This window comes from Roseibium sp. (genome assembly GCF_050301095.1).
GTDB lineage: Bacteria > Pseudomonadota > Alphaproteobacteria > Rhizobiales > Stappiaceae > Roseibium.
In genome coordinates this window covers 36,250-43,114 of sequence record NZ_JBNKYW010000107.1, presented here as the reverse complement: position 1 = coordinate 43,114, position 6,865 = coordinate 36,250, and the positions used below count along the sequence as shown (strand labels likewise).

7 protein-coding genes are annotated in these 6,865 nt (G+C 59.6%); 1 reads left to right on the top strand and 6 read right to left on the bottom strand.

All coding sequences use genetic code 11. The annotated features are described in order from the left end of the window. Positions 1-984 (bottom strand): AbrB family transcriptional regulator (locus tag ACQY7U_RS09535; protein WP_428643845.1); only part of this gene is annotated, 984 nt, incomplete at its 3' end. A 101-nt stretch (positions 985-1,085) separates the two neighbouring features. Beyond that, on the bottom strand, positions 1,086-1,769 hold the full coding sequence (locus ACQY7U_RS09530; protein ID WP_428643844.1) for a glutathione S-transferase family protein: 684 nt from the start codon (positions 1,767-1,769) through the stop codon (positions 1,086-1,088). 148 nt (positions 1,770-1,917) lie between these two features. Between ACQY7U_RS09530 and hemN the strand changes: the two genes are divergently transcribed. Continuing rightward, positions 1,918-3,294 carry an oxygen-independent coproporphyrinogen III oxidase gene (hemN, locus tag ACQY7U_RS09525; RefSeq protein ID WP_428643846.1) on the top strand — a complete coding sequence of 459 codons (1,377 nt, stop codon included), beginning with the start codon at positions 1,918-1,920 and terminating at the stop codon, positions 3,292-3,294. 246 nt (positions 3,295-3,540) lie between these two features. Here hemN and ACQY7U_RS09520 read toward each other — a convergent pair whose 3' ends face one another. From ACQY7U_RS09520 to ACQY7U_RS09505, 4 genes are all read right to left on the bottom strand, one after another. Then, a complete protein-coding gene (locus tag ACQY7U_RS09520) occupies positions 3,541-4,254 on the bottom strand; it encodes a Crp/Fnr family transcriptional regulator (RefSeq protein WP_428643841.1) in 714 nt (237 codons plus the stop codon). A gap of 281 nt (positions 4,255-4,535) precedes the next feature. Continuing rightward, positions 4,536-4,877 (bottom strand): response regulator, encoded by a 342-nt coding sequence (locus ACQY7U_RS09515; protein WP_428643839.1) that lies wholly within the window; start codon positions 4,875-4,877, stop codon positions 4,536-4,538. Between the two features lie 141 nt (positions 4,878-5,018). Next, the gene (locus tag ACQY7U_RS09510) at positions 5,019-5,633 is read right to left on the bottom strand and encodes a response regulator transcription factor (protein ID WP_428643838.1); all 615 of its coding nucleotides are present in this window, start codon (positions 5,631-5,633) and stop codon (positions 5,019-5,021) included. 6 nt (positions 5,634-5,639) lie between these two features. Then, the gene (locus ACQY7U_RS09505) at positions 5,640-6,836 is read right to left on the bottom strand and encodes a two-component system sensor histidine kinase NtrB (protein ID WP_428643836.1); all 1,197 of its coding nucleotides are present in this window, start codon (positions 6,834-6,836) and stop codon (positions 5,640-5,642) included. Positions 6,837-6,865: the final 29 nt, after the last annotated feature.

The window sequence follows — 6,865 nt, the reverse complement described above, 5'->3', positions numbered from 1 at the left end:
ACGCGCAATCTGATGAGCCGCGACGAAGGCCGGGTCCAGGTCGAGCATGAAGGCCAGCAGGGTCATGACTTCCAGCCCTCCGGGCGCATAGGCAAGCATGGCCTGGCCGAAAGGTATGTGCACCAATTCGGCGACGATCCATGCACCGCAGAGCGACGTCAGGAAAGCCGCCCCGAAGGCCGCAATTGAAGCTCCGAGCACGCTGACGAACTGGCGCGGTGTCATGGAACCGAAGCGGCAACCGATGTGTGCCCCCATCATGACAAAACACGGCAGGACAACATAGGGCGGCAAGGACAGCGTCAGCAGTCCGGAAGCATTCAGGCCGGCGCTCATGAAAAACGCCCCGGTCATCCAGCCGCCCGGGATCTTGATCTTCACCGCCAGCCAGCTCGCGGCCAGACACAATGGTATGCCGATCAGGAAATCTGTTGGGCTCGAGATCATTCTCGCATCCTCCACTCCGGGAACCGTGCCGTTGGAGGAAACAACGGCAAAGGGCAGGATCGCCACCAGCACGAGCAGGCGGAGCGACTGGTTGGAAGCAATCCGCGGCAGGTCGGCGCCCCGGTCGCTGGCGAGCGCGATCACATAGGAGAGAGCGCCTGGGATCGCACCGAAATAGGCGGTTTCCTTCGACCATTTCGCGCCGTAGTACAGAACGGCAAATCCGACAAACGTCACGCTCGCCGTTACGGCAAACAGCATGGCCATCGACACCGGCCACTCGCCAATGCGTTCCACGACATCCGGGCGCACGCCCGAGCCCATGGAGATACCGATCAGCGTGAAGAGCGCATCCCTGATGCGGACCGGCATGAGCGTCGGCACGCCCGCCAGTGTCGCAAAGGCCACGAACACCATGGCACCGGAAAGCCAGGCCGCAGGAAGCGCCAGGTAGTTGAAAACGGCTCCTCCGATAGTGGCAATAAGAAGTGTGACGGTGAGCCGCCCGGCGGCAGTTTCTGGAAGAAAAAAGGACATAGGGAACCATAGAGCAAAGCAAGACTTCATGGTCCTATAGATCCTTGCCGCGTCCGTTGCATGGTTGATTGCATCGATCAATATGATCAACTCATATGCAATCAGGCCGTCGTACCCGGCAGGAGCACCGGTCGGGGCGTGGTGAAGGGTGCGCCTTCGATCTGCTCCAGTTCACTTGCTTTCCTCACGGCCGGACGCTGTTCCAGGATCTCCAGCAGCTCAAACAGGCGAGGCGTTTCCGACAAGGTCCACCGTCCCTCGTTGCGGTAGATTTGTGCCCAGCGCGCGCAAGCCGCGAGATAATGGTCCGCGCAGGTCAGCTCCTGCCCCATCAAATAGGGACCACCCCGGCCGGCAAGCTCCTGTTCAAGAAAGCCGAATCCTTGCCCGATCCGCCGGGTCAATTCGTCATGAAAGCCCGCAAGCGCCGCTCCGGTCACGCCATACCGCTCCGGTTTGAAGGAGATCCTGAGGTCCGAATGGAGCGTGTTGGAAAGAAAGAAAAGCCACTTCAGGAAACGTCCCCGTTCAGGGGAAGCCGGAACCGGTGCAAGCGTTTCATGCGTATCCACGAGAAAAAGCAGGATCGCGCCGGTTTCGAACAAGGGCGCATCCTGGCCTGGCACCTCCAACACCGGAAGAAGTCCCTGCGGGTTGAGACGCCGGTACGCATCCGACTTGTGCTCTGAGGTCGACCGGTCGACCGGCACGGTCTCATAGGCAAGGCCGAGTTCTTCCAGAATCATGCGAACAACAAAGTTGGCGCTGTCCGGTGACCCATGCAACCTGTACCGCCCGGGGGTCCCGCTCGCGCCGTCTTGTGCATGTGTCTTGATAGGCCGATTGCACAAAACACACCTCCAAACTCGTTTCCGGCGACTTCACTTGAGCAATATCAAGGCAACCCGCCGCTGTTACGGAAAATATGCGCGCATGATGAAAGATCCGCTCTCCCATGCCATGCGCAACGTACCGCGCTACACCAGTTATCCGACCGCGCCGCATTTTCATGACGGCGTGACGGCTCAGACCTATGCGGACTGGCTCGACGCAATCACGCTTGAGGATTCGCTGTCGCTTTATCTGCATGTGCCCTTTTGCAAGGAGCTTTGCCATTATTGCGGCTGTCACACCAAGGCGACGCGTCAGGAAGCGCCGCTGGTGGCCTATGGTGCGACACTGGGCAAGGAAATCAACCTGGTCGCCAGGCACCTGAAAACCGCAGGTCCTGTCCGCCACATCCACTGGGGTGGTGGAACACCGAGCCTCTTGCCACGCCAGAGCCTGATCGACCTCGCCGGCTTGCTTCGGGTCAATTTTGACCTGGCACCCGACCTGGAACACGCCATCGAACTGGACCCCCGGCTTGTTACGGCACAGCTCGCAGACACACTTGCGACGATCGGGGTCAACCGGGCGAGCCTCGGAGTTCAGGACTTTGATCTGGCCGTTCAGAAAGCCATCGGCCGGGTTCAGCCCTATGAAGTGGTCGCAAGGGCGACGGATCATCTGCGTTCTGCAGGCCTGACGGCACTGAATTTCGACCTCATGTACGGTCTTCCGGGTCAGACACCCGCGACGATCCTGGACTCGGTCGAAAAGACCCTGTCGCTGGCCCCGGGGCGGATTGCCCTTTTCGGCTATGCGCATGTTCCCTGGATGCGCAAGCATCAGCGACTGATCGACGAAAGCGCGCTTCCCTCTGCGGCCGAGCGGCTTGAACTTGCCGATCTTGCCCGGACGGAACTGCAGAAGGCGGGCTATGTCGCAATCGGCCTCGACCATTTCGCCCGCCCCGACGACAGCATGGCGATCGCGCTCGCCGATGGCAGCCTGAAGCGCAACTTCCAGGGCTACACGACCGACCAGGGCGAACAACTGATCGGATTTGGCGTATCCTCCATCGGGAAACTGTCAAAGGGCTATATCCAGAACATGCTCGATGTCGGCAACTGGCGCCGCAGCATCGAAAATGGCGAACTGCCCGTCTCCAAGGGCCTTGCCCTTTCCGTGGATGACCGCGCACGCGGCCGGATCATCGAGGAACTGATGACCAACTATGCCTGTGACCTGGCCCCTGTTTGCCAGGCCTACGGCTTGTCCACGCAAGATCTTGCAGACGCCTTCCCGGCCCTTGAAGACCTGGCAGCCGACGGCCTCGTTCACCTCGACCGCAGCGCCAACGACAATGCGCGTGTCCGGGTCACCGAAGCCGGACGGCCCTATGTCCGGCTCGCCGCTGCCGCCTTCGACGCCTATCTGGCCGACAGTCAGGCAGCTGGCAAGGCAAGACATTCAGCAGCCGTGTAACGCCCCGCGAACTCGCCATCAAATCGGGCGCGGCGATACCGTTGCATGTTGAAGGAACCGGGCAACCGGAACGACAAAAAGGCCGCGAGCTTCTCGCGGCCTTTCAACGTCTTGCGGTTTGGGAAATCCCGCTGCGGTCAAAACCCGCGGTCAATACCCCTTGACATAACGCACCCGCCAATCCCTTGGCCGGGAACGAAAAAAGGCCGCGTCAGATGCGCGGCCTTTTCGGAAAACACTCTGTCTCTAGTGAATGCCAGTCATCTGGCAAAGGCTGCAGACCCGGTTGAGGTGGATCTTGTCAGCCTTGTCGACACGGATGACACCCCGGCGTTTCAGGTCGGAGACCACCCGGCTGACCGTTTCGATGGTCAGTCCAAGATAGTCCGCAATTTCCTGCCGGGTCATGTAAAGCTGCAGATCGCAGCTGTCGTCGCTCTCATGAAAGGGGCCGACACATCCGACGCCGCCACGGTCGGGGACCAGGTGCATCAGGAAGCTGGCAACCCGCTCGACCGCGGATTTTCGGCCCAGCAACACTGCATGCTCGTGCAGAACACGCATCTGGTTGGTCAGGCAGCGCGTCAGGGTGCGTTGCAGCTTGTCCGACATTTCGACCTGTTTCAGATCGATCTCCTGGATTTCGCTGCTGGTCAGCGTTTCCGCGGTGCAATCGTTTTCCTCGCTGCCGGCCAGTCCGAAGATATCGCCGGGCCGCAGAACCTCCACCACCTGACGGCGTCCGTCGGGCAGCAGTTTGTAGAGCATCACCGATCCCTTCACCAGCTCGTAAAGCCGCTTGGCGGGATCGCCCTCATAGTAGATGACCGAATGCGTATCGTATTGGGCCGTCTTGCCGCCAAAATCGGACAGCGCGGTCCTGTTGGTCTCACAAACAGGCGCACCACCCCGTGGTGCGGCAGCACCTTGGCTCGCAGTGCCAGCGTCGAAATAAGCCATTTGTCCCTCCTTCGCGCATCATTGCACGGCCTGAATTGCAAAGTCGGCTGCACTATCTGCCACCCGTCCGTCCACGTCTACACGCTATACGGGTACCAGGTGCGGCCGCTGCCGGACATCCCGTCCGATGTCCGTTGCTTGCATTTCAATCTTTAAACAGTTCAATGCGTTATGGGAATTCGGTCGACTGCGTAAGATAAACTACATATGGGTTGTAATGACGCAGAGACTAAAGTCGAAAAGACCAGGCCTACAACCGCATTCCCGCTCCGGGGCATTACTTATGCCAGCGCGGCAAAGAGCATTTCGATCGAAAGGGGCTTGCGCAGAATCGTCAGGCCCGGAAGGTCACGCAACAGGCGCACCAGGCTGACATAGGGTTTGCCGGTGATGGCAACGACCCTCGGAGGATCAGGTTGCTCCTTCAGCTGCCGGACAAGATCCGACCCGCTGATGCCGGGCAGACCAAGATCCACAATGACCCAATCCCCTGCGCTCCAACTAGCACAGGAGAGGAAGGTTTCGCCATCGGAGTAGGTCTTGGGATGATGATCCATATTCTCAAGAGCGATAGCCAACGCATCCGCCACCGCGTCATCATCCTCAACGATATGAACGACCACCTCAGTACATCCTCAAGGCCGGCGGCATTGCCGGATCCGTCGATAAAAGATAATCGAGAAACCGCCTTTCGGATGTACGCAGTAATACTGTTTCAGGAAACAACTTTTCGCGACATCAGCCGGCGTTGCATCACCCGGTCGTCAGCCCGCCTGAGCGCCGCCCAAAACGATCCGGACCAGATCGGCTGCGTTGCGCGCACCCAGCTTTTCCATGATGCGGGCACGGTGGACTTCAACCGTTCGCGGACTTATGCCGAGCGTTCTGCCGGCCTCCTTGTTGGAAGCACCGTCGGTGATTTCCTTCAGGACTTCCAGTTCCCGCCGCGTGAGCATGTCCGCCCCCTGGAACGCCGGCAAAGACGCCTCCGGGGATTGGCGCTGCTTCATGGCGGAAATGCCTTCCTTGACGCGCTCGAGAACGACGTCGGCCGAAAACGGCTTTTCGACGAAATCAAAGGCGCCGTTGCGAATGGCCTCGACTGCCATGGGAATATCGCCCTGGCCCGAGATGATGAAGATGGGCGCCGGGTAATTTTCCGCGTTCAGGGCCTTGAGGATCTCGATACCCGACCGGCCCGGCATATGAACATCGAGCATGACGCAGGCGGGGACCGCCTTGCTGGCGGAACTGATGAAGGCATCGCCGTCGGAAAAGGTTTCGACGACATAGCCTTCCATGTTGAACAGAACTGACAGCGCATCGCGCACCGCAGGGTCATCATCGACGATGTAAATGGCCTCCGCGTCAGTCATCATTTGCGTCTATTCCTCACCTGTATCTTCTTCGGCTGCAGACCTGTCTGTCCAGGCCTCATACTCTTTCGTCAGCTCAACCGGCAAGGTAAGCAAAAAGGATGCCCCGCCCTCCTCCGGTCTGGGTTCGAGTTTCAGGTCGCCGCCGTGGTTTTGCGCAATGGACCTGGATATCGCCAGCCCCAGTCCGACGCCTTTCTGTTTCTTGCCCGAGAAGGCTTTGAACAGGCTGTCGGTGACATCGTCAGGAACCCCAGGCCCGTTGTCCGTCACGCGGAACTCCAGCACGTTGCGGTCCCTGCGGACGGACAGGGTAACTTTCTTGTTTTCGACATCCGCGACCGCTTCACGCGCATTGCGCAGGAGATTGATCAACACCTGGCGGATCTGCACGGGGTCGGCCGCAAGCGAAGGCAGATTGTCGGCAACGTCGCCTTTCAGGAAGGACGCGCCCTCGCCGCTGCCCAGCTCGGCCATTTCCAGGCAATTCCTGACCAGGTCAGCAACATTGATCGTCTCGCGCGCCGGCGCCTTCTTCTCAACCAGTTGCCGCATGCGCTGGATGATTTCACCGGCCCTTTCCGCCTCGCGGACGGCCTTTTCGATCACACCCAGAATATTGGGCTCAACGGACCCATCCGTTTTTGCCTTGCGGGACACTGATTGCAGATAGAGGAGCACGGCGGTCAGAGGCTGATTGAGCTCATGGGCGATTGCCGCGCCCATCTCGTCCATGGCGCTCATGCGTGTCATGTGCAGAAGCTGTGCCTGCGCCTTCGAAAGCCTCTCTTCGATCTGCTTGCGTGGTCGCAGATCCCGGAGAATGCCGATGAACTGGCGCCCGGCCGGCGTTGCTGCCTCGCCCACGGACAGTTCGATCGGGAAAACCGTCCCGTCCTTGTGCCGCCCCTGCACTTCCCGGCCGATACCGATGATCTTCTTCTCGCCCGTATCCAGATAGTTCTGCACGTAGCTGTCATGCTCTCTGGCATAGTCCGCGGGCATGATACGGCTGACGTTCCGGCCGAGCAGGTCGATTGCTTCGTAGCCGAACAGCTTTTCGCAGGCCTTGTTGAAGGCAAGAACCTGACCCCGGTCGTTGATCACAACGATACCGTCTACCGCCGTATCGAAAACGCTTGCCAGGCGTGCTTCCGACTCGGCCGCGGTTCCTTCGTCATGATCAATGGACCCTTCACGCGACATACTGGCAACCCAATTGAACTAATCTTCAG

Coding starts and splice junctions, on each gene's coding strand:
- hemN (WP_428643846.1), top strand. CDS start 1,918: ATGATGAAAGATCCGCTCTCCCATGCCATGCGCAACGTACCGCGCTAC.
- ACQY7U_RS09520 (WP_428643841.1), bottom strand. CDS start 4,254: ATGGCTTATTTCGACGCTGGCACTGCGAGCCAAGGTGCTGCCGCACCA.
- ACQY7U_RS09510 (WP_428643838.1), bottom strand. CDS start 5,633: ATGATGACTGACGCGGAGGCCATTTACATCGTCGATGATGACCCTGCG.
- ACQY7U_RS09505 (WP_428643836.1), bottom strand. CDS start 6,836: ATGTCGCGTGAAGGGTCCATTGATCATGACGAAGGAACCGCGGCCGAG.